The 19,449-nt window shown below is 69.2% G+C and carries 25 protein-coding genes and 1 pseudogene; 12 read left to right on the top strand and 14 right to left on the bottom strand.

Annotated elements, in window-relative coordinates:
- From TR49_RS44120 to TR49_RS31280, 5 genes and pseudogenes are all read left to right on the top strand, one after another.
- A pseudogene (locus tag TR49_RS44120) lies at nucleotides 1–317 on the top strand (type III effector protein); the annotation flags it as partial.
- Nucleotides 314–982, top strand: a complete 669-nt coding sequence (locus tag TR49_RS41890; RefSeq protein ID WP_084725626.1) for an STAS domain-containing protein — start codon at nucleotides 314–316, stop codon at nucleotides 980–982. The pseudogene TR49_RS44120 and the gene TR49_RS41890, both read left to right, overlap by 4 nt.
- Before the next feature lie 69 nt (nucleotides 983–1,051).
- Nucleotides 1,052–1,531, top strand: a complete 480-nt coding sequence (locus TR49_RS31290; RefSeq protein ID WP_042387465.1) for a hypothetical protein — start codon at nucleotides 1,052–1,054, stop codon at nucleotides 1,529–1,531.
- A gap of 114 nt (nucleotides 1,532–1,645) precedes the next feature.
- Complete coding sequence (htpG, locus tag TR49_RS31285) at nucleotides 1,646–3,622, top strand: molecular chaperone HtpG (RefSeq protein ID WP_042387463.1); 1,977 nt, start codon at nucleotides 1,646–1,648, stop codon at nucleotides 3,620–3,622.
- Between the two features lie 211 nt (nucleotides 3,623–3,833).
- A complete protein-coding gene (locus tag TR49_RS31280) occupies nucleotides 3,834–4,481 on the top strand; it encodes a hypothetical protein (protein WP_042387462.1) in 648 nt (215 codons plus the stop codon).
- Between the two features lie 358 nt (nucleotides 4,482–4,839).
- Here the strand turns inward: TR49_RS31280 and TR49_RS40485 are convergent, their stop codons facing one another.
- The 4 genes from TR49_RS40485 to TR49_RS31260 form a co-directional block, all read right to left on the bottom strand.
- Nucleotides 4,840–5,394 (bottom strand): hypothetical protein, encoded by a 555-nt coding sequence (locus TR49_RS40485; RefSeq protein ID WP_152627542.1) that lies wholly within the window; start codon nucleotides 5,392–5,394, stop codon nucleotides 4,840–4,842.
- Between the two features lie 360 nt (nucleotides 5,395–5,754).
- Nucleotides 5,755–6,093: a hypothetical protein gene (locus TR49_RS45925; protein WP_042387461.1), complete on the bottom strand. Its 339-nt coding sequence runs from the start codon at nucleotides 6,091–6,093 to the stop codon at nucleotides 5,755–5,757.
- 142 nt (nucleotides 6,094–6,235) lie between these two features.
- Complete coding sequence (locus tag TR49_RS45920; protein WP_236653607.1) at nucleotides 6,236–6,634, bottom strand: STAS domain-containing protein; 399 nt, start codon at nucleotides 6,632–6,634, stop codon at nucleotides 6,236–6,238.
- Between the two features lie 261 nt (nucleotides 6,635–6,895).
- A complete protein-coding gene (locus TR49_RS31260; RefSeq protein WP_042387460.1) occupies nucleotides 6,896–7,600 on the bottom strand; it encodes a TetR/AcrR family transcriptional regulator C-terminal domain-containing protein in 705 nt (234 codons plus the stop codon).
- 143 nt (nucleotides 7,601–7,743) lie between these two features.
- On the opposite strand from TR49_RS31260, the gene TR49_RS44755 reads away from it, so the two are divergent.
- The 5 genes from TR49_RS44755 to TR49_RS31240 all read left to right on the top strand — a co-directional run bounded on the left by TR49_RS44755 (nucleotide 7,744) and on the right by TR49_RS31240 (nucleotide 10,228).
- Complete coding sequence (locus tag TR49_RS44755; protein ID WP_063770218.1) at nucleotides 7,744–8,283, top strand: hypothetical protein; 540 nt, start codon at nucleotides 7,744–7,746, stop codon at nucleotides 8,281–8,283.
- Between the two features lie 81 nt (nucleotides 8,284–8,364).
- Nucleotides 8,365–8,538, top strand: coding sequence for a CsbD family protein (locus tag TR49_RS41880; RefSeq protein ID WP_084725625.1), 174 nt, complete (start codon nucleotides 8,365–8,367; stop codon nucleotides 8,536–8,538).
- A 64-nt stretch (nucleotides 8,539–8,602) separates the two neighbouring features.
- Nucleotides 8,603–8,950, top strand: coding sequence for a hypothetical protein (locus TR49_RS44115; RefSeq protein ID WP_042387459.1), 348 nt, complete (start codon nucleotides 8,603–8,605; stop codon nucleotides 8,948–8,950).
- 90 nt (nucleotides 8,951–9,040) lie between these two features.
- On the top strand, nucleotides 9,041–9,214 hold the full coding sequence (locus TR49_RS31245) for a hypothetical protein (RefSeq protein ID WP_042387457.1): 174 nt from the start codon (nucleotides 9,041–9,043) through the stop codon (nucleotides 9,212–9,214).
- A 228-nt stretch (nucleotides 9,215–9,442) separates the two neighbouring features.
- Nucleotides 9,443–10,228, top strand: coding sequence for a SigB/SigF/SigG family RNA polymerase sigma factor (locus TR49_RS31240; protein ID WP_236653606.1), 786 nt, complete (start codon nucleotides 9,443–9,445; stop codon nucleotides 10,226–10,228).
- Between the two features lie 844 nt (nucleotides 10,229–11,072).
- Here TR49_RS31240 and TR49_RS31235 read toward each other — a convergent pair.
- The 8 genes from TR49_RS31235 to TR49_RS31200 form a co-directional block, all read right to left on the bottom strand.
- Complete coding sequence (locus TR49_RS31235; RefSeq protein ID WP_042387454.1) at nucleotides 11,073–11,477, bottom strand: gas vesicle protein K; 405 nt, start codon at nucleotides 11,475–11,477, stop codon at nucleotides 11,073–11,075.
- Nucleotides 11,474–11,716: a gas vesicle protein gene (locus tag TR49_RS31230; RefSeq protein WP_042387453.1), complete on the bottom strand. Its 243-nt coding sequence runs from the start codon at nucleotides 11,714–11,716 to the stop codon at nucleotides 11,474–11,476. Before TR49_RS31230 ends, TR49_RS31235 begins: the two co-directional genes overlap by 4 nt.
- Nucleotides 11,713–12,507 carry a GvpL/GvpF family gas vesicle protein gene (locus TR49_RS31225; protein ID WP_042387452.1) on the bottom strand — a complete coding sequence of 265 codons (795 nt, stop codon included), beginning with the start codon at nucleotides 12,505–12,507 and terminating at the stop codon, nucleotides 11,713–11,715. Before TR49_RS31225 ends, TR49_RS31230 begins: the two co-directional genes overlap by 4 nt.
- Complete coding sequence (locus tag TR49_RS31220; RefSeq protein ID WP_042387447.1) at nucleotides 12,504–12,941, bottom strand: gas vesicle protein; 438 nt, start codon at nucleotides 12,939–12,941, stop codon at nucleotides 12,504–12,506. The genes TR49_RS31225 and TR49_RS31220 overlap by 4 nt, the downstream gene beginning before the upstream one ends.
- Nucleotides 12,938–13,186 carry a gas vesicle protein GvpG gene (locus tag TR49_RS31215; RefSeq protein ID WP_042387446.1) on the bottom strand — a complete coding sequence of 83 codons (249 nt, stop codon included), beginning with the start codon at nucleotides 13,184–13,186 and terminating at the stop codon, nucleotides 12,938–12,940. The genes TR49_RS31220 and TR49_RS31215 overlap by 4 nt, the downstream gene beginning before the upstream one ends.
- A 16-nt stretch (nucleotides 13,187–13,202) precedes the next feature.
- Nucleotides 13,203–13,916 carry a GvpL/GvpF family gas vesicle protein gene (locus TR49_RS31210; RefSeq protein WP_042387445.1) on the bottom strand — a complete coding sequence of 238 codons (714 nt, stop codon included), beginning with the start codon at nucleotides 13,914–13,916 and terminating at the stop codon, nucleotides 13,203–13,205.
- Between the two features lies 1 nt (nucleotide 13,917).
- A complete protein-coding gene (locus TR49_RS31205; RefSeq protein ID WP_042387443.1) occupies nucleotides 13,918–14,358 on the bottom strand; it encodes a gas vesicle structural protein GvpA in 441 nt (146 codons plus the stop codon).
- Between the two features lie 67 nt (nucleotides 14,359–14,425).
- Entirely contained in the window at nucleotides 14,426–14,791 is a 366-nt protein-coding gene (locus TR49_RS31200) for a gas vesicle protein GvpO (RefSeq protein WP_042387441.1), read from the bottom strand.
- A 493-nt stretch (nucleotides 14,792–15,284) separates the two neighbouring features.
- On the opposite strand from TR49_RS31200, the gene TR49_RS44110 reads away from it, so the two are divergent.
- Nucleotides 15,285–16,148, top strand: a complete 864-nt coding sequence (locus TR49_RS44110; RefSeq protein WP_042387440.1) for a hypothetical protein — start codon at nucleotides 15,285–15,287, stop codon at nucleotides 16,146–16,148.
- A gap of 3 nt (nucleotides 16,149–16,151) precedes the next feature.
- A complete protein-coding gene (locus tag TR49_RS31190; RefSeq protein ID WP_042387439.1) occupies nucleotides 16,152–17,291 on the top strand; it encodes an SRPBCC family protein in 1,140 nt (379 codons plus the stop codon).
- 519 nt (nucleotides 17,292–17,810) lie between these two features.
- Here the strand turns inward: TR49_RS31190 and TR49_RS31185 are convergent.
- Nucleotides 17,811–18,725: an IS982 family transposase gene (locus TR49_RS31185; protein ID WP_042387438.1), complete on the bottom strand. Its 915-nt coding sequence runs from the start codon at nucleotides 18,723–18,725 to the stop codon at nucleotides 17,811–17,813.
- Nucleotides 18,726–18,779: 54 nt separating this feature from the next.
- Nucleotides 18,780–19,328: a GNAT family N-acetyltransferase gene (locus TR49_RS31180; RefSeq protein ID WP_236653605.1), complete on the bottom strand. Its 549-nt coding sequence runs from the start codon at nucleotides 19,326–19,328 to the stop codon at nucleotides 18,780–18,782.
- Nucleotides 19,329–19,449: the final 121 nt, after the last annotated feature.

Raw genomic sequence — 19,449 nt, 5'->3', positions numbered from 1 at the left:
AAGCCGCCCGCGACCAGCGCGCGGCCGACCGCGCCGTGACCGGCTGGGCCCGCGACAACGCCGCCGACCTGCGCCGCCTCGCCGGGCAGATCGGCGCCCTGGACGACCTCGGCGCCAGCGCAGCCCCCGCCATAGAGCGCCTGCTGGACGCGCTCGGCGACAACGACCCCGCCCGTCTGCTCGCCCCCCTCGCCGGAGCCCGCCCCCTGCTGGAGGCGGACCACCCGAAGATCGCCGACCGGCTCGACCAGCTCACCACCCGCACCGACCAGCTGCGCGCCGACAACACCCGGCAGCGCCGCACCCCCACCCCATGACCCCCAGCGGCACCCCGGCCAGCGCGGTCAGCGGGGATTCGGTCACCGCTTACAGCCTGGCCAAGCTGACCTGGTTCCTGGGCGACCGCATCCGCGACGCCCACAGCGCAGGCCACGTACATGCCCAGCAGCTGCAGGACAGCGTGGACGCGGTGCAAGGGTCCTCACTTACCCCCGACCCGCATGCGCTCGCGCCGGCCCGGGTGCGCGCCCACGCGCTGTGGCACCGCGCTGGTGACCGGCTCCAGCTTCTGGCACGACCACCCCGTCAGCACCGTGGAACGGCGTGCTGCCTGGAACGACCCCGCCCGCTACACCACCGCCCACTGAGCAAGATGGAGGTCCCCGTGCCGCCCATCGCGTTACTGCCCGCCCCGCTCCTGCCGCGCCGGGACACCGCAGCGTGCCCGGCACCGGTGATCGCGGTGCGCGGCGAAGTCGACTTCGCCACCGTGGACCAGCTGTGCCAGCACATCGAAGACCAGGCGGCACACCACCGGCAAGTCACCGTAGACCTGTCCCAGGCCACGTTCTACGACCAGGCCGCGATCGACGCCCTCACCCAGACCGTCGCGGGCGCCCGACGCGCCGGCTGCCACATCAGCTACACAACTCCCCTGCGCCTGAGGCGCCGCACGAACTCCGGAGCGCAGCGCTCACGCTGACTGGCTTCACGGCCGACCCGTCACGCCCGTTCTGCGACGGCCCTGCCGTCCCCGACCCCACCGACGACCATGACCCCAGCCGACCTCCAGCACCTCCTCATCGAGCGCGCCCCCACCATCCCCGGCATCACCGACGCCACCAAGCGCGACGACGACAGCCCCTACGGACTGACCGTCACTCTCACCAGCGGCGGGAAGGTGTGGTGGACCATCACCGGCGCCAGCGGGCCAGCTCCTGCCTCCGCCACCACAGGTGATACCGGGGACGCCGACACCACTGCTGTGCCGGTGCCAGACCTGAAGGGATCTTCGGTCCCGGTGGCCCAGGTCGAGCAGGCCTTGGTCGCCACCGCCACCAGCGCGGACGATCCGTCCGGCGGCGTCATTCGCGCCGACCGGTACAGCGTCCGCCCGAACCCGCCCGCGGTCCGCTACGGCGCCACCCTGGAATGCCGCGACGGCTGGAAGCTCTTCCTGTCCTGCTACGGCACCGCCCGCCCCGGCCGCACCAAACCCGAGCAGCCCTACCAGCCCCTCAGCCACGTCTGAGATCGCCCATGCCAGGCCGTCCCCGCAAGCAGAACACCACCTGCTTTTGGGCGGCACCCCCGAACCGCTACTCGACCCGACCCTTTCCACCCCTCACCTCAAGGAGCACTTTCCGTGGCCGCCACGACCGAGACGCTGGAGTTCCAGGCGGAGACCCGCCAGCTGCTGCAGCTGGTGATCCACTCGATCTACTCGAACAAGGACATCTTCCTGCGCGAGCTGATCTCCAACGCCTCCGACGCCCTCGACAAGCTCCGCCTGGAATCCCTCACCGACCCCGACCTCGGCGCAGACACCTCCGACCTGCACATCACCCTGGAAGCCGACAGCGACGCCCGCACCCTGACGGTGCGGGACAACGGCATCGGCATGACCCGCGACGACGTCGTCGACCTGATCGGCACCATCGCCAAGTCCGGCACCGCCGGGCTGCTGGCCAAGATCAAGGAAGCCAAGGAGAACAAGGACACCGACGCGGCGAGCCTGATCGGGCAGTTCGGCGTCGGCTTTTACTCCGCCTTCATGGTCGCCGACAAGGTCATCCTGCACACCCGCCGCGCCAGCACCGACCAGGGCACCGTGTGGGAGTCCGACGGGGAAGGTACCTACACCATCGCCGACGCCGCCGACCTGCCCGTCGGCACCACGGTCACCCTGCACCTCAAGGCGGAGGACAGCGAGGACGGACTCGGCGACTACCTGGCTGCCTGGAAGATCCGCCAGATCGTCAAGCAGTACTCCGACTTCATCCGCTGGCCCATCCGCATGGCCGCCCAGGCCCCCAGCCCCGTCACCAGCGAAGACGACACCGACGCCGACAGCAGCAGTTCCGGCGCCGACGGCGAAACCGCAGGCACGCTGGAGACCCTGAACTCGATGAAGGCCCTGTGGGCCCGTCCGCGCTCGGAGGTCACGGAGGCGGAGTACCACGAGTTCTACCGGCAGATCAGCCACGACTGGCAGGACCCCGCGCAAACCATCCACATGCGCGCCGAGGGCACCTTCGAATACGAGGCGCTGCTGTTTCTCCCCGCGCACGCCCCGTTCGACCTGTTCTCCCGCGACACCAAGCGCGGCATGCAGCTCTACGTCAAGCGGGTGTTCATCATGGACGACTGCGACGCCCTGATGCCGAACTACCTGCGCTTCGTCAAGGGCGTCGTCGACGCCCACGACCTGTCCCTGAACGTCTCCCGCGAGATCCTGCAGCACGACCGCCAGATCACCGCCGTGCGCCGACGCCTCGTCAAGAAGGTCCTCGGCGCGATCAAGGACCTGCAGGCCACCGACACCGACACCTACACCACCCTGTGGGAGCAGTTCGGGCGGGTGATCAAGGAGGGCCTGATCGAGGACCGCGACAACACCGACACCCTGCTGGAGCTGGTCTCCGCGGCGTCCACCCACGACCCGGAGAAGACGACCACGCTGCGCGAGTACGTCTCCCGGATGAAGGACGGCCAGAACACCATCTACTACCTGACCGGCGAGAACCGCGCCATGGTGCAGAACTCCCCGCACATGGAGGCCTTCACCGCCAAGGGCTACGAGGTCCTCATCCTCACCGACCCCGTCGACGAGGTCTGGACCGACCAGGTCTCGGCATTCGACGGCCACCGCTTCCAGTCCATCGCCAAGGGCCAGGTTGACCTGGGCAACGACGCCGAGGACGAGAGCGGTGAGGAGGCGAAGGCGGCCAAGGCCCGGCAGGAGCAGGACTTCGTCGGCCTCCTCGCCTGGTTGCAGACCACGCTGTCCGAGCACGTCAAGCAGGTCCGCCTAACCAGCCGGCTCACCACCTCCCCGGCCTGCCTCGTCGGCGACGCCCACGACCTGACCCCCACCCTGGAGAAGATGTACCGGGCCATGGGCCAGGAGCTCCCCGCCGTCAAGCGGATCCTCGAACTCAACCCCACCCACCCCCTCGTCACCGCCCTGCGCGAGGCGCACGCGAGGAACAGCGACGACCCGGCCATCGCCGAGATCGCCGAACTCGTCCACGGCAGCGCGCTACTCGCCGAAGGCGGCGACCTGCCCGACCCCGCCCGCTTCACCCGCCTCCTGGCCGACCGCCTCACCAACGCCCTGTAACCCCTCGGGGCGTGCGGCCGACCCGGCCATCCGACTGGTCGGCCGCACCCGCTCCCCGACAGCGACAAGACCACGACGGGCTCGGATAGCCCGGCGCGCCACCTGGGCGCGACGGGCCCGCAACGCAACACCAAGCTCCCCTGTTCCCGGCGCCCAGAACGGAACCGGCCGCTTGCCGGCGGCCACCCGACCGACCACGGAGACCTCAGACGTGTACGCCTACACCGACCGCAAGAACCGCAGCCTGGCCGACCGCATCAACGACGCTGCCGCACGCCGCCCCGCCCAAGCCAGCGCAGACCACGACAAGGCCACCGCCACCGCCCTGCTCGCCGACATGCTCCAAGCCGCTGCGAAGCACGGCATCGACCTCGACGCCCTCGACCTGGTCACCGACCTGCCCGGCGGCTGCTACCGCGCCGTCACCAGGCACAACGACCTGGCCGACCGCGTCAACACCGCCGCTGAACGCCGCCCCACCCACGCGCGCACCGAGCAGGACAAGACCGCTGCGACGGCATTGCTCGCGGACATGCTCCAGGCCGCCGCCCAGCACGGCATCACCCTCGACACCTTCGACTGGGTCACCGACCTGCCCAGCACGTGCTACCGCGCCGTGGCCCGACACCGCGAGCTGGCCGACCGCATCAACGACGTCGCCGAGCGCCGCAGCACCCCCCGCACCGAGGAAGAGAAGGCCGCCGCGACGGCCCTGCTGGCCGACATGCTCCAAGCCGCCGCCCAGCACGGCATCAACCTCGACGCCTTCGACTGGGTCACCGACCTGCCCGGCGGCTGCCTCGCCGCCGTCGCCTCCAAGCTCCGCACGCGGACCGTCGAGTGGGCCCCCGCCAGCTGAGCGGGAGGAGCCGCGCCACCGGCCCTGGCGAACTCTGCTTCTACGGTCCGCCCGCTTCCTGCTCCGCGGACGGTTCCCGCGGCAGGCGGCGACCAACCTCGGCCCGGCGGAAGCCCCTTCAGGTGTCGCCACCACCTCGGGCTTGATGTCTCCAGGGAACACGCCGACATTTCCGCGCTGCTGCCCCTACTTTCCCCACGGGAGCTTCAGGGCGGCGAGCCTCCCAGGCACCAGGAGTGCCAGAGCTCCGCGGGCAGTCGCACGGGACTGGTAAACCAGTGCCTTCATGGGCTCTCCCATACGTCCCGAATCAGTAGGTGCACGTGCGCCTGCCCTCGATTCGTACGGCCACACCAGGTCACGCCCGCAAGATCTCCTCACGACTCGGCGGCCGGGCCGCACCCGGTAAAGGGCTGGTCCGTCCCGCGGGTCGACCTGGGTAGACGCCAGCTGGGAGGCCCACACGGCGACGGCGAGTGCCTCTGGGCGGGGTATGCGGAGTCGGTGCCGGGTCGGTTGAGTGGACCCCCTGACTGCGCACGACCGTCAGTACACCGACACGGATCGCCCCGATGGCCATCGGGAAGCAGAACACCGCACAGACCGCCAAGGCCCCGGACTCCGTGGACAACGCCGGCCACCGGTGGGCTCGCACCCGCGCCAGGTCCGGCACCAGCACCATCGCACCCGCGCGCACAGCATCTGGTCCGGGGCCTTCACCGAGAGTGAACTGCAGGTCCTCGAACTGTCCGGCGGCCTCGTCGGTGCACCACACCAGCTCCGCCTGCTCACCGCCGGTTGCCAGGGAGACGGTCAGCCCGTCCACGCCCAGGGTCTCAGCGGCCCGCACGGCGACCTCCGCCGCGGCGTCGAACCCGTCGTCGAGCTGGAGCAGACGCAGAACCTCGGCCATGCCGTCACTGATCACGAGACGCCCCGGGACGTGGCAGGACGGCCGGTTCCCCAGGGATCCATCCCGGGCAAATCGCGCTTGGGCTCAACGCGCCGCAGCCCGTGCGGCGGAGCAGTGCCAGCGGCGCGAAGAAGGGGCGAGTTTCGTCGATGCAACACCGTCGCGGCCTCCTCAAAGCAACGTACGACGCAGCCGAGGGGCGCGCAGGCAGGCCAACGATACTGCCACACTCGGCTCTGCTCCGAGCGGACGCGCCAACCGGCAGCCCGGCTTGCTGCCTGCGTCTGGATCCCGGAAGGTGTCCGAGGTCGTGGCATTCACAGGAAGCGTGGGCGGAGGTGCCGAGCATCGCGGTGCGGTTCACTGAGAGCCGGCGGTGGTGAGTGAGGGGTCAGACCGACGCGTCTCATCGGTGTCGGCCACGGGGGCGGGCCCGGAGGACAATCGGAAGAGGCTCTCTTCGTCAAGGGTCCACACGGCGGTGGCGTCGGGATGGCCATCGGGTCGCTCTTCCCAGATCCGCACCTCGACGCGGTGGGGCATGGGTTCCAGGGTGAACTGCCGGCCCTGCAGTTCTGCGAGGAGGTGCTGGCGGGCCAGTTCCTTCGCGCTGACGGGCAGGTTCTCAGGTGTGCTCGGGGCGATGACGCGGGCATCGCAGCCCGCTTCCTCGGTGATGCGAAGTTCGCAGTAGTACATCGGGGCCTCCTTCCGCGTGCCGTGCGGCTACCCCCATCCCGGCACCGCAACCGCGCAGGGCCCGGGGCCGGGGCGTGCCTGGCTGGCCATTCCTCGTGGCATGGCGCGTGGCGCGGGCTCCGTGCGGGGCTGTGGATCGGCTCTACGTCGGGCCTGCGCGTGCGAGCAGGATGGCGTCAGTGCGGGTCAGGGCCAGCAGGCGCGCTACCGTCGGGCCCAGGTGGTGCAGGTGGACAGCCGCGCCGACCTGTCCGGCGAGGTGGTGGGCGTGGAGGAATGCGTTCAGTCCGCTGCAGTCGCAGAAGTCGACGTGGGTGAGATCGACATGGATGGTGCCCACTCCGTCGAGCAGGCACCGCGTCAGTGCTTGCCGCACGAGTGGCGCGGACTCCAGGTCGATGTCGCCCCTCAGGGTGATCTGCGCACTGTTTTCGCGATCGTGCCGCTCTACCGTGCAGGTCGCCGACACCGCTCGGGGCAGGTTCGGCCTGTGGCCGTGGTCGACGAGCATGCGTCGAGCCACGATGTGGTCCGCGGACATCCAGATCTCCTCGGGTGTCTCGTCTGTGAGACCGCCGGGGTCCGGGGCAGCCCTGCGTGGCCGGCGAAGCGGCCGCAGGCCGGGTGTCGTGGCGACCACGTCCAGAGCTTTCGGGCGTTGACGCCAACCCTGCAAACAGGTGTTCTGTTGCGTACTGTACGACGCGCTGAGATCAACTGCTACACCCTGGAGATCGCAAGGCAGTAGCGCGCAGCCGGAGCTCCGACCGGGCCGGCGGCGTCCCTAAGCCCGGGCGCCCTGCTACATCGCGGAGGTGCTGACGGTGGGGAGTCCGGCGAGCAGGATGTCCAGGCCGCGTTCGAGTTCGGCCGCTCCGTCGTAGGACGCTAGGACCGAGGCGAGGCTGCGCAGGTTCGGGAACTCGTGGATGGGCAGGCGGTGCAGGCCAAGGCGCAGCAGATCGTCGGTCTCCTCGGGGTTTTCCACGATCTCCTGGAGTTCGTTGAGGATGTGTCCGTTCAGGAATCCGAACACGGCGCGGTAGATGTGCAGGGCGTCGGCGCCGCTGAATCCGGCCTGCGTGAGCAGGGCGAGGACGTCTTCGAGCGGGCGCAGGGTGCCCCGGGGGCGCAGCGCTAGCGGCGTGGCCAGCGGGCGGGTGACCAGCAGAGGTACGACGTGAGGGTGGCTGAGTGCGATCCGGCGGAACTGGCGGGCCACTGCCCGCAGTTGCGCTACCCAGTCGGTGTCGTTCGGGTCGACCGTGAGTTCGGCCAGGACCGTCTCGGCGACGCCGTCGAGCAGGTCGGCCTTGTTCGCCGCGTGACGGTACAGGCTCATCGGGTCGCGGCCGAGCGCACGGGCCAGGCCCCGCATGGACAGTTTGTCGATGCCCTCGCGGTCGACCATCTCCAGGGCGCAGGCCAGCATCCGCTCCCGGGTGAGCTTGCCGTCCGGGTGTGGCTCGCCGCCCCGGGGGGCGGAGTCCGCCGAGCTCGCCTCCATGCCACCACCACCTCTCATGGCCCGGCCTGCAAACCCAGCTGCAGGCCCGAGCCGCAGTCCGTAGACCTACGGTGTAGACATCAGTCTAGTCGAGGCGTTAACTGTAGGTCTACGGCGTATATCCCTTTTGGGAGGATCGCGTCATGATCATTATCCTCGGACTTGTCATCCTCGCCATCGCGGCCGTCCTGGCCCTGGCGGGAATCTTCGGCAACACCGGCAGTGCCCACACCGTCGGCGGCGCGTTCTCCGTGTTCGGCCACCACATGACCGGCTCCACCGGCACGCTCTTCCTGTTCGGCATCATCGTCGGCGCCGCCGGCATGCTGGGCCTGGGCCTGCTCCTGACCGGAGCCCGCCGGACCTCCCGCCGCGGCCTGGAGGCACGCCGCGCGCTGCGCCACTCCCGAAGCGAGACGGCCGCCGCGGACAAGGACCGTGCTGCGCTGGTCGACCAGCGTGACGCCGCCCGGACCGAGGCCGCGACCGCCGGCCTGGAGCGCGACGCGGCCGCGGAGCAGCGGGACGGGCTCCTTCGCACGATCCGACGTGTCCGTTCCGGATCGCCGGGTACACGCTCTGGCGAACCGGAACCAGGCGTCGACGAGCACGAGCCGGAACCGGGGGTCGACGAGCACGAGTCCCGCTGGCACCTGATGGGCCACCGCGCGGGCCGCAGCTGACACGCCGTACGTGGCAGGGCGCCGACGCGCGCTTATCTTCCCAGTCCGAACCCCATCGCACTCCACTCGAAAGGCACAGCCATGAGCGTTTCCAAGAAGGCCGCCCACAAGGCCGAAGCAGTCAAGGGCGGCGCCAAGAAGGCCGTCGGCCGCGCCACCGGCGACCGCGCCCTGGAGGCCGAGGGCCGTGGCGACCAGATCAAGGGCGATGCCAAGCAGGCCGGTGCCAAGATCAAGGACGCCTTCAAGCACTGACCCTGGCCGCCATGACACCTGCAACCGGGCCCGGACTCGGGCCCACGACTCCAAGGAACAGCACATGAGCGACATCTGGGGCTATGGCCCCGCCTCGAAGTACACCTCCGGCATGGACCTGACCGGCTACAAGGTCGAGGCCACCGACGGCCACGTCGGCAAGGTCGACGACGCCACCGACCAGGTCGGCTCCGCGTTCATCGTCGTCAACTGCAAGCCCTGGCTGATCGGCAAGCACGTGATGCTGCCCGCCGGCACCATCACCGTCGTCGAGACCGACCAGGAGACCATCCACGTCAACCGCACCAAGGACGAGATCAAGAACGCACCCGAGTACGACCCCGCGCTCCACCGGGACGACGCCAACTACCGCATCACCCTGGGCACCTACTACGGGTCCCGCGGCCGCTGACCCCCTGGCCCCAGCAGCCTTGGGGCCGGTCCGCAGCGGCTGAGTCCCACGGGCCTTGCGTGCGCCGATCCGACGAAGGAGGTGTTACTCATGGTTCTCTTGATCGTTGTCCTGCTCTTGGCGCTGGTCCTGGGCGGTGCAGGCTTCGCCCTGCACGCGCTGTGGTGGATCGCGCTGGTGGTCCTGGTCCTGTGGCTGCTCGGCTTCGTCTTCCGCGGCGAACGCGCAGGTGCCGGCGGCCGTGGCCGCTGGTACCGCTGGTAGCACCCACGTGCCCGCCCCGCGGGCCGCCCCAACCGGCGGCCGCGAGGCGGACCGCTGCGCCGGGACCCGGAAACCGAGGAGCCGGTGCGCGAAATCCGTCATCAGGGGGGACCGCCCGAACCAGCCGGTGAGCGGCACAACCCGGAGGACACCATGGCCCGCACACTTTTGACCGCAACCAGCCCGCGACATCCCATCGGGCTGCCCGCCCCCGCGCAGATTCCGCGCTTGCCGGCCCCCAACTGCCTCACCGTCGACGAGTCACGCGAGCTGTCCCGAGTGCTCTTCCAGCGTCTGTGGGCGCTGCCCGAGGGCAGCGACGACTACTCCTACGTGCGCAACACCCTGGTCGAGCTCAACATCGCCCTGGTGCGTGCCTGCGTCTCCCACTTCCGCCACCGCAGCGAGCCGACCGACGACCTCATCCAGGTCGGCATCGTCGGCCTGATCAAGGCCATCAACCGCTTCGACCCGGGCCGTAGCGTGGAGTTCGCAACGTTCGCACTGCCCACCATCGACGGCGAACTCAAACGCTTCTTCCGCGACACCAGTTGGGCGGTACAGGTGCCGCGGCGCCTGCAGGAGCTGCGGCTAAAACTGGCTCGTAGTCACGACACTCTCCAGCAGCAGCTCGGGCACGAACCCAGCGACCCGGAACTGGCCGCACATCTGGGGACCACCGCGGCCGACATCGCCGAAGCGAGGATCGCGACCAACGGCTACACCGCCGGAACGCTGGAACCCCCCATCGACGGGGAGGAGCACGAGAGCCCTCTCAGCCGCCGACTCGGCTACACCGACTACGGTCTGGAGCGCGTCGAGGCCCGGGAGGCCCTTCGCCCTGCCATCGCGGCCCTCTGCGAGCGCGACCGGACCGTTCTCGCGCTGCGCTTCACCGGGGAGCTCACCCAGGCTCAGATAGGCGCTGAGCTGGGTATCTCCCAGATGCAGGTCTCCCGCATCCTGGCCCGGGTCCTTGACCGACTGCGCGCCGTACTCCTCGCCGAACGATGAAGCGGTCCGCCTGCCTGCCCTGCAGCGGAAGGATTGCGGCTGGCGTTGCGACAGGCGCGACCTCGTGGCAGGGCTCAGCCGCGTCGACGGTCCTCGTCCTCGAGCTCCGCCCAGACCGACTTGCCGAGCACACCCCGGCGTGACGTGACGCCCCAACGGTCGCAGAGCACCCCGAGTACCTGGAGCCCGTACCCGCCTGCGCTCTCCAGCGGCCCGGTGAAGCACGGCGCGGGGAGCGGGGACTGGTGTCGAAGACCTCGATGTGCAGCAGACGCGGCGGGGTCCAGACCAGTTCCAGCAGCCAGGCGCCGCCACCGTGCCGGCACGCGTTCGTCACCAGCTCGGACACCGACAACAGGGCGTCCGCCATCAGATCGAAGTCATCCGGTTGCTCCGGCTCGGAGTCCAATTCCCAAGCGGTGATGGCGGCACGGGTGAAGGTGCGGCTGGCGCCGCACTCGATTCGTCACCGCCCAGCTCCAGTCGCCGCACGCGCCCAGGCTCCGGGAACCTCCGATCGCCTGTGGCTCTGCGGCCTGCGTGCATGGCTGTGCTCCCTCCTCGCTGAGTTGTTGGACGTCCCGGCGGCCTTGACCGCGGACCGCTGCGGTCTACGGCCGTGGGATCACCTGTCACTGCTTCGCTCCTGCCCGCTCAATGAGCCTCAACGCGGCGACCCCGGATCCGATCGGGATACGAGACTCGAGGACGGCCCGCGAGCACGCTCGGAGGGCGCGACTGGCCAAACGCCAGTGCCGGGTGGGGTGGGCGGAGTCGCATTCGGTCGGCACGGGCCGTGCAGCCGCGCTCGTCCGGTCCATCGGCGTGGACGCGGCGATCGGCGTCAGTCTGCTGGTGGCAGGAGGGTGCCGAGCGGGCCGAGGTCGAGGTTGAGGTCCTGCATGGTCAGGCCGTAGCGGTTGCAGAGCTCGGTCATGCGGTCATGCAGGGCCGAGAGGGTGGCTCCCAGGGTTTCTTCCTGCGCGTCTGTGAGGTCGCCGCACTCCACGCGGTGGAGAGCTTGGCGCTCCATGAGTTGGCGGAGAAGCTCGACGATGGTCAGGACGAGTTTCATCAGATCGCGCTCGACGGTGTCCGGGCCGGTGGCAAGTCTGCGCGGCGGAGAATCGGGGCCGGACAGCAGGCGGTCACAGGCATCGTGAGATGTGGCCGGTAGCAGTCTGAAGGCACGGCTGGCTGCTTCGGCGACTTCGTCGAAGCGGTCTGGATGCGGGGGGTTGCTGGTCATGGGAGTGCGCGTGGTTGCGCTGCGCCTGTAGTCCACGGTGCGGGGTGCTGCTCGCTGATGGACATGATCAGGGCTCGCAGCGAGATGCGGACGAGGTCGATGTCGGCGATGGACAGCACGATGTCGCCGTTGAGGACGACACCGCTGCCCAGGAGACGGTCGAGCAGATCGATCAGTGCGACCTGCCGCTGCGGCAGGGGGGCGCCGGGGTTGGTCGGGAGGCGGTCGGACGCCGTCACGGTGCGGACTCCTCGTCTTGGTGCGGGGTGGCGAAGGAGTAGGGGGCCCAGGGGCCGGTGATGTCGACCCTGACGCCGGGGAGGTCGTCCGTGGATCGGACCACGGCGGCGTGGAAGGCGTCCGCGTGTTCCGTCTCCACGAGGTAGGCGTCGTTGGTGACGTTGGTGCCGGGCCCCGGAGCAAGTTCGCCCTGCTGGACGCGGTGGCGGACGCGGTCGATCGCGTGGAGGCGGGCGGCCGCGTCGATCCGCTCGGCGGCCGTCTGGGCTGCCTGATAACCGGCCTGGCGCAGGTCCTGTTCGGCGCGACGGTGGTGCAGGTAGGCGCGCCCGGGGCCGAGGTCCTGCGGCGGGGCAGTGAGTGGCGCGGCCGGGGTATCGATGTAGAGCTTGACGCCCCATTCAAGCCGGCCGGCCAGTTGGGACAGGCGCTCGCGGAAGGCATCGTGCCGTGCGTCGAGAACGGCGCGGACCCGGTCGTCGTCAAGGTAGACCGTCGCCAGCCGCAGCGGCAGGACAGTGGTGTGCGCGGCGATCTCCTCGATCACGTGGTGGTGGGCCCGGGCGATCTCCTCCAGCCAGGTGAGTTCCTCCAGATGGTGTCGCAGCGCAGCCTCGTCGAAGTCGGCGGCAGGAACAGGGCTCACCACCGCCACGACCTCACCGGCGTCGGTGGGTTCGACGAGATGGGCCCGCGCACCGGCCACCCCGGACAGGGTCGTGGCGACGCGGTGCAGTCCGTCAGTCGGTCGCGCGACGGCGTAGGTGTAGGCCAGGTACAGGCCGGTCATGGCGCGCCTCGGGTGGTGGGGCGGGACCGGGGCTGCGCTCGCTTGGCTGTGGCTCGGCGGGGCGTGGGGTCTGCGTCGGCGTCTGCGGCAGGTGGGAGTGCGGTCTGGGCTTGCAGTTTCTCGATCTGTTCGCGCAGTCGTTGGTTCTCCTTCTCCAGCGGTTGGCGGTGTTCCGCGTGGGAGGACAGCGAGCGGTCGTGTTCCCACCAGTCGATGCCCATCTCCTTGGCCTTGTCCACGGACGCGATCAGCAGCCGGAGTTTGATGGTAAGCAGCTCGATGTCAAGGAGGTTGATCTGGATGTCCCCGGCGATGACGATGCCCTTGTCCAGCACGCGTTCCAGGATGTCGGCGAGGCTGGCCGACGACTGTCCGCCCGGCGGAGCGGATCTGGAGGGGAAGGAGTCGAACCGGTTGGCGAGTGGATCGGTCACGGTTGTCGCTCCCTCCAGGCTCTGATCTCGTCCAGGCGGTCCAGGAGCTCGTCCTCGCAGCGGTCGAACGTCTCCTCGTCGATCTCGCCGGCCAGGAGCGCCTTCTCCAGGTCCGCGAGCTCGCGCTCGATGGGGCCCGGGTCGTAGTACTCGTTCTCGGCTGTCTCCACGACGCGTTCCAGCACCCAGATGGTGCCCCGGACGGGGGCCAGCGGGAGGGTGAGTATCTGGCTGAACAGGCCCACGGCGCCTCCTTCCGGATCACACGAAGCTGTAGGCGGGCAGGGGGCCGTACAGGCGGACGTCGACGTCGTCGCCGAGTTCGCTCGCGAGGCCCTTCTCGGCCGCCAGGAACTGTTGCTCGTGCTCCTGGTCCACCAGGAAGGAGACGTTGAGGAAGTCCTCGCCGGTCGGCGCGGAGCTCAGCTGCTGGCGCGTGTGGGGACGCAGGGCCACGGCGATTCCCGCCGCCAGAGCGCCATGGCGCGCCTGCACCTCCTTGGCCACCATTTCGCCGAGGGCGAGCGGCAGGTCGGGGTTGGTGTTGCCGCCGGTGATTTCGTCGTTGAGCCGCCGGGCCTCGGATGTCTCCAGCAGAATCTGCCGCAGCAGGGTGTCCTGGTCGGTCGCGGCCTTGAGATGGTACTCGGCACAGCCCTCCAACGCGGTGAGCTTACGGGTGTACTCCTCACGGCGTTCGTCGAGTGCGACTTGGACCGCCTCGTCGTCCGGGGCGGTGAGGCCGAAGCGCAGCGGCAGCACGGTGCCCTCGGCCATGAGCCGTTGCTGTACGTTCTGGTGCGCGGTGAGGTCGCGGCGTTTGGGCCGCAGATCGGCTGGTGCGTCGCTGACGACCGCGCACAGCGGCCCGGCGCGGACGCTCCGAAGGACCGACGGCGGATCGCCGACCCCGGTCAGGCCGTCCAAGTGCCGGGGGTGCGCTGCTGCGGTGATGGAGTACACGTAGACGGCCACGTCATTCCTCCCTGCGCCTGGTGGGCCTGCGGGCCGGCCGCTCCCGCTTGGGTGCGGGCTCCTTCTCCTCGTCGTCGTCGCGGTCGCGTCCACCGTGGAGGGTGTCGGTCACCGCCTCCATCGCGCCGGACAGGGCCCCCTTGCTCTTCCCGCGGGCTCCTCCCTCGGTGACCTCCCCGACGATGTCGGTGAGCTGCGTCGGGGCCTTGCGCCCTGCCTCGAGGTCGAGACGGTTGCAGGCCTCGGCGAACCGCAGGTAGGTGTCGACGCTGGCGACGACGATCCGGATGTCGATCTTGAGGATCTCGATGCCGACGAGGGAGACCCGGATGAAGACGTCGATCACCAGGCCGCGGTCAAGAATCAGTTCGAGAATGTCGTAGAGACTGCCGGTGCTTCCGCCGCGGGACACACTGGCCTGGCTTTGCGGCACCACGGTCACGGGTGCCTCCTTTCGCCGCCCAGCCCTGAGCCGGGCGGATGGTGCTGTCGACCACAGCCGGATGCGCTTACATGGGGCGGTCGACCTGTCCTCTGGTGTAGCGGCGTATCCGCTGGTAGGCGAGGAGTTCGCCCTCCTCGTCGAGGGTGACGCGATAACTCGCCATCACACTGGTCGTGTCCGGGATGCGTTCCAGTTCCACCACCTCCACGTCGGCCTGCCAGCCCTCGTCGGTCGGCTTCAGCGCCGACACTGAGTCCGGCGTCCGGCCGAGCAGCTCGGCGAGCTGCTCGGCCGCGTTGCGCATGGCGCTCGCTGCCGAGACCCGTCGGGGGCGCGCCGCAGGACGGTGGCGAGGGGCCGGGCGTCGCTCGGGCACGTCGTCACGGGCAGATGTACGGCGCCTCGCGCCGTCCTCCTTCTCGGCGGCCATGTCACTTCTCCGCAGTAGGAGACTCGATTGCCAATGCGTATTGCTCTCCCGCCCTGCCTGCGCCTCTTCCCCTGCCCTGGACTTTCACGCACCTGATCCCTGTCCGAGATTGGAGCAATTGTCCTTGCGGAAGGGGCGAGGGAATGTTGCCGGGTTCGGCCGCGGCTTCGTGGGTAGGAGCGCGGCACCCCAGCACGCGTCCACCCGGACGACTGCCCGACTGGGCGCAGCCGCCTCTTGGGCCTACCGGCCGCAATCAGGTTCGCTCCGGGCAGACGCCGGTGAGCGCGACAAGAACATGAGGACATCCGTGTCACCCGAATTGACGGGCTGTGGCACTGGGACCTTTGCTCGGCCACCCCTTCGTGGCCGCCCGAAGCACTTGGGCCGGGCCGGCCGCCGAGCGCCGGCCAAGGGCGATGTCCTCCCAGCCGCGCGTGCCCCTTGTGCCGTAACCGATCGAGAAGGGCACCACGAAAAGAGAGAAATACCCATGAACGACACGACGAAAATCGCCCTGGCGGCTGCCGTCGCCGGCGGCTACGTACTCGGCCGCGTGAAGAAGGGGCGGCTTGCTTTCGCCGCCGCGACGTACATCGCCGGACGAAGGTTTGGGTTGGACCCGCGGCAGCTTGCCACCGAAGGCCTGCGGAAGCTCGGCGAGGTTCCCCAGGTGGCCGAGCTCAACGAGCAGGTCAAGGGAGAACTGCTGGACACCGGCAAAAAGGCGCTGGTCGCCGCCGCCAACCGGCGCGTCGCGGACCTCGCGGACTCGCTGAGGGAGCGCACGCTGAACGTCGGCAAGCCCAAGGACGAGGACGAAGACGAAGAGGAGGAGTGGGACGAAGAGGAGACCCCCGAGGAGGAAGAAGAGCCTGAGGAGGAAGAGGAAGAGGACGAGGAGGTGGCGGAGGCGGACGAAGAGGACGAGCAGGAGCCGCAGGAACCCCGTAGGTCGCGGCGCCGCACCACCGCCAGTGACAACCGCAGCAGGCGGCGTCCCTCGCGGCCGGCCGAGGACCAAGAGGAAGAGGAAGAAGAGGACGCCGAGCCCGCGCAGTCACGCAAGGCACCTGCGCCGCGACGCCGCAGCACCACGAGCAGCGACCGCACCCCCAAGCGCGGCCGGACGTCGACCCCCCGAGCACAGGCCAAACCCTCGACCGACCGTCCGCCTGCGAAGAAGGCACCGGCCAAGAAGTCGGCCGCAACAGCCAAGAAGGCGCCCGCGAAGACCGCCGCGCCCGCCAAGCGCTCGACGGCACGGGCGTCCAAGGCGCCGGCGAAGCAGACCGCCGCCAAGAAGACCGCGGCCAAGAAGACCGCAGCAGCCAAACCCTCCACCCGCAGGAGGTAGGCCATGGCCACCACGGACCAGAAGTCGCCCGATACTTCGGGTTTCGACAAGCTGCGCGAGGAAGCCGTCCACTATCTCGGAGCCCAGCTGGAACACCTGGTCAACAAGGCCGGCGACAAGGTCTCCGACCTCACAGGCCAACTCGGCGATGTCGCCGAGAACGGGGGCGTGCTGCCCAAGGTCGGCGCCCGCGTTCTGCAGGGCGACTCACCGGCCAAGGCCTTCCTCGGCGAGAAGGCCAAGAGCATCAAGGACAACGTCGTCGACAAGGTCAAGGGAGCCTTCGGCGGCGGCGGAAAGCCTGGACGGAAGTCCGGCAAGAAGCCGATGAACATCGTCGAGACCATCGACGTCGGCGTGCCGCTGCGCACTGCGTACGACCACTGGACCACCTACGAGGACTTCAGCGGTTTCGCCAAGGGCGTGCAGAGCGTCTCCCAGGGCGACGAGGTCACGACCGACTGGAAGGTCAAGGTGGGGCCCTCCAAGCGGAGCTTCAAGGCAACCGTCCAGGAGCAGATACCGGACGAGCGCATCGTCTGGACGTCAGAGGGCGCCAAGGGCAGCACCCGCGGCGCCGTGAGCTTCCACGAGCTCACCCCCACGCTGACCCGCATCGTCCTCGTCGTCGAGTACTACCCCGCGGGCTTCTTCGAGAAGACCGGGAACATCTGGCGGGCCCAGGGCCGGCGCATGCGCCTGGACCTCAAGCACTTCCAGCGCCATGTCTCCCTCGGCAACGACGAGGTGGAGGGCTGGCGCGGCGAGATCCGCGACGGCGAAGTCGTGCGGACCCACGACGAGGCCATGGAAGAGGAGGAAGCCGCCGCAGAGGATCAGGAAGTCGGCTACGACGCCGAGGACGAGGATGAGGGCGACGAGCCCGAGGACGAGGAATACGACGACGAGGACAAGTGGGAAGCCGAGGAGGACGAGCAAGCCGAGGACGACTACGACGACGAGGACGAGAGCGAGGAGCCAGACGACGAGAGCGAGGAGCCAGACGACGAGGGCGAGAGCCACGAGGAGTCCGACGAGCAGGAGCCCGAGGACGAGGAATACGACGACGAGGACGAGTGGGAAGCCGAGGAGGACGAGACCGACGCCACCGAATCAAGCGCGACCGGCCACCGCAGGCGCTAACGGAGAAACCACCCAGCCCAGGCAGGCGTCGCTCACGCGCAGCGTGGACGAATCTCAACCGGCCGCCCCGTGATGCCCTGGGTCGCCGCAGGCCTTCAGCGAATCCTGCACCGCACGCCACCGCTGATTCGGACCCGTCGAACGGAGGCGCGAGCGATGCGGCCAGTTGTCCGTGAAGCGTGGCGGCCGTCTGCTCGTAGTGATCGCCGCGGCATCCACCACCCGGGGCACCGGTGTGGCGCATTGGCTCACCGATGCCACGGGCCTATAAGGGCGTGGCATCCGGGCCGTGCGAACTGTTCACCGCCCGCCGACAGCCCGGACCCTCAGCACCACGAGAGCGGGCGGATTGCCCAGGGTCGCGGTGTTCGGCGTGACCGCGCGTCGACCAGCGGGGCGAGTCAACCAGTGCTCCGCTGCCCGTTCGATGCTCGCGAGCCACGCTCCGGATACCGCGGCAGGCAGGGTGCTCCTCCAGCAGCCGACGCAGTGGTTCCTAGATGATCAATTCCAAGGGGTTCAGTGGTCGTAGGCGGTGAGCGCGCGCATGGCCGGCTGGCCGGTACGGTCGTTGTGCCAGACAGCGGTGGTGAGCGCCAGGATGCGTTGCAGGACTCGGACGGCGACACCGCTGGGGGTCCGGCCTCGGTGCCGTTCGAGGTCGAGCTGGCCCTTGAAGGTCTCGTTGACCGACTCGATGACCTGCCGCAGCGGCTTGAACAGCTGTGATCCGGGCCGCTGCGGCTCACCCTTGCGGGCCGGCCGCAGGAGGCGGATATCCATGTCGGCGAGCCGCTGTTCGAACTCGCGGCCGAAGTAGTTCTTGTCGCCGATCAGCGTCTGCCCCGGGCGCTCCGCGGTGAGACGGAGTTCGACGGCGAGCAGGTCGAGCAGGGTCTCGCGCTCGTCTGCCTTGGCCCCGGTGAGTGCGAAGGCGATCGGCAGGCCGTGAAGGGTGCAGACCAGGTGCAGCCGCAGTCCCCAGAAGTAGCGCGAGTGGCTGGCGCAGTAGCCGTACTGGGCCCATCCGGCCAGGTCGGAGCGTTTGACGGTCTCTCGGGAGCGTCCGCACTCGACGGGCGTGGAGTCCGCCACCCACACGTCGTCGCTCCACAGTGTGGTGTCGCGGGCCAGTGCTCGGGTGACCCGGCGGATCAGTTCGGCGGCCTTGCGCAGCCGCTTGTTGTAGCCGGGCTGCTGGGGCAGGTACGGAAAGAGGTGGCGCAGGTGGGCGCCGGCATGGCGCAGCCAGCGGGCCTCGGAGGTGAAACCGAGCATCGCCTGCATCATCGCCAGCGTTACCAGCTCGGCGTCGCTGAGCTGCGGCACGATGCCCACGGCCGGACGCTGCGGGGCGAGTTGCGGCGAGTCCTTCAGCAGGTCGTCGGTCTTCACATAGAGTGCGGTCGCGAGGGTGTCCAGGTCGTTCGTCACAGACTGACCTTGGGCGCCCTCGCATCGTCCGCGCAGACACTGCCAGAACTTCGCTCAGCTGGGCGCGACGGGCTGTTCGAGGAGCTCGTCCGGTTCGTCGAATCCGCAGCGCCGGTACAGCGGCGCGCTGCGCTCGGACGGCCACACGATCAACGTGTCCAGGCGGTGAGCGCGCGCATATCCGGTGGCCTCGTCGAGTAGGGCCCTGCCCAGACCGCGATTGCGCTGTTCAGGAACGACGTAGAAGTTCGTCACGTAGCCGAGGGCGTCGGAACCCGGATAGGGACTCGGGACCTTCTCCACAAGACACACGAACACGTGACCACAGGGCCGACCGCCCACTTCCGCGACCCAGGCACGCCACGGCCCAACCATCCGGGAACGTAGCCACTGCTCGCACTCGGCGGTGAACTCCTCTTCGTTCTGCGGGACTTCGTCTCCGCCGTCCTCCACCTTGAACCGCCAGCGCATGGCTGCCAGCGCGGGCGCGTCATCGGAATCGGCCCGACGGATAACAACGTCACTCATGGCCACACTCTCGCAGGCCGATCCACCAAAGCGAAACCGCTCACGACCATCCAACGACCCCTTGGAATTGATCATCTAGGAATCCTGGCAACCATCGAACAGCCATGACGCTGCCGTTCAGGGCGGCCACCGAGGTGCCCACCAGGGCTGGCGGGCCTCGGTGTGCAGTGCCGTAGCTTCTCCACCTTGGCCGCGT

It is taken from the genome of Streptacidiphilus melanogenes (assembly GCF_000787835.1).
Taxonomy (GTDB): domain Bacteria; phylum Actinomycetota; class Actinomycetes; order Streptomycetales; family Streptomycetaceae; genus Streptacidiphilus; species Streptacidiphilus melanogenes.
Note: the sequence above shows the minus strand (reverse complement) of the source record. Positions and strands in the feature narration are given on the sequence as shown.

Coding starts and splice junctions, on each gene's coding strand:
- TR49_RS31180 (WP_236653605.1), bottom strand. CDS start 19,328: ATGATCAATTCCAAGGGGTCGTTGGATGGTCGTGAGCGGTTTCGCTTT.
- TR49_RS31190 (WP_042387439.1), top strand. CDS start 16,152: ATGGCCACCACGGACCAGAAGTCGCCCGATACTTCGGGTTTCGACAAG.
- TR49_RS41890 (WP_084725626.1), top strand. CDS start 314: ATGACCCCCAGCGGCACCCCGGCCAGCGCGGTCAGCGGGGATTCGGTC.
- TR49_RS31225 (WP_042387452.1), bottom strand. CDS start 12,507: ATGACCGGCCTGTACCTGGCCTACACCTACGCCGTCGCGCGACCGACT.
- TR49_RS31245 (WP_042387457.1), top strand. CDS start 9,041: ATGGTTCTCTTGATCGTTGTCCTGCTCTTGGCGCTGGTCCTGGGCGGT.
- TR49_RS44755 (WP_063770218.1), top strand. CDS start 7,744: ATGATCATTATCCTCGGACTTGTCATCCTCGCCATCGCGGCCGTCCTG.
- TR49_RS31200 (WP_042387441.1), bottom strand. CDS start 14,791: ATGGCCGCCGAGAAGGAGGACGGCGCGAGGCGCCGTACATCTGCCCGT.
- TR49_RS40485 (WP_152627542.1), bottom strand. CDS start 5,394: ATGGCCGAGGTTCTGCGTCTGCTCCAGCTCGACGACGGGTTCGACGCC.
- TR49_RS31235 (WP_042387454.1), bottom strand. CDS start 11,477: ATGACCAGCAACCCCCCGCATCCAGACCGCTTCGACGAAGTCGCCGAA.
- TR49_RS44115 (WP_042387459.1), top strand. CDS start 8,603: ATGAGCGACATCTGGGGCTATGGCCCCGCCTCGAAGTACACCTCCGGC.
- TR49_RS44110 (WP_042387440.1), top strand. CDS start 15,285: ATGAACGACACGACGAAAATCGCCCTGGCGGCTGCCGTCGCCGGCGGC.
- TR49_RS45920 (WP_236653607.1), bottom strand. CDS start 6,634: ATGTCCGCGGACCACATCGTGGCTCGACGCATGCTCGTCGACCACGGC.
- TR49_RS45925 (WP_042387461.1), bottom strand. CDS start 6,093: ATGTACTACTGCGAACTTCGCATCACCGAGGAAGCGGGCTGCGATGCC.
- TR49_RS31290 (WP_042387465.1), top strand. CDS start 1,052: ATGACCCCAGCCGACCTCCAGCACCTCCTCATCGAGCGCGCCCCCACC.
- TR49_RS31260 (WP_042387460.1), bottom strand. CDS start 7,600: ATGGAGGCGAGCTCGGCGGACTCCGCCCCCCGGGGCGGCGAGCCACAC.
- TR49_RS41880 (WP_084725625.1), top strand. CDS start 8,365: ATGAGCGTTTCCAAGAAGGCCGCCCACAAGGCCGAAGCAGTCAAGGGC.